1 pseudogene is annotated in these 539 nt (G+C 69.6%); it reads left to right on the top strand.

Features of this window, described 5'->3' with window-relative positions:
* A pseudogene (locus tag ACLBX9_RS01810) lies at positions 1 to 539 on the top strand (glycosyltransferase); the annotation flags it as partial.

The following is a 539-nucleotide window of genomic DNA, read 5'->3' as shown; positions in this document are numbered from 1 at the left end:
CCACGGCTTCTACCGGGCGCGCTACGGGCTCTCCGAGGAGGCCGACGCGGTGCGCGACTACTGCGACACCGGCTGGAGGAAGGGCCGCAATCCGAGGCCGGACTTCAACGGCTGGGCCTACCGCGCGCATCATCCCTACGTGGAGGCGACGGGGATCGCGCCCTTCGTCCACTTCCTGGCCACCGCCATGCTGCGCGGCGCGGATGTCGCGGATGCCGGCTTCGATCCACGCTACGGTTCACCGCCCTCCGCGGAGGATGCGGCGTTGTTCGAGCAGGCGCGGCAGATCGAACCCCTCTTCGACGCGCCCTGGTACCTGAAGCGCTACCCCGACACCCGCGGCTTCGAGAACGGTCCCGTCATCCACTTCCTGTCCCACGGGCAGGAGGAGGATCGAGACCCAAGCAAGGCCTTCTCGACTCGGTTCTATCGTCGCGCCTACGGCCACTTGTTCGCCCCGGGCGAGTCGCCGTTCCTGCACTACGTGCGCACCGGCCGGGACGCCGGGCTGATGGCCGCCCCCGAGGATCTCGGCGCCT

It is taken from the genome of Methylobacterium sp. A49B, from assembly GCF_053346215.1.
The sequence above is the reverse complement of the archived record's forward strand: the minus strand, read 5'-3'. Positions and strand labels throughout refer to the sequence as shown.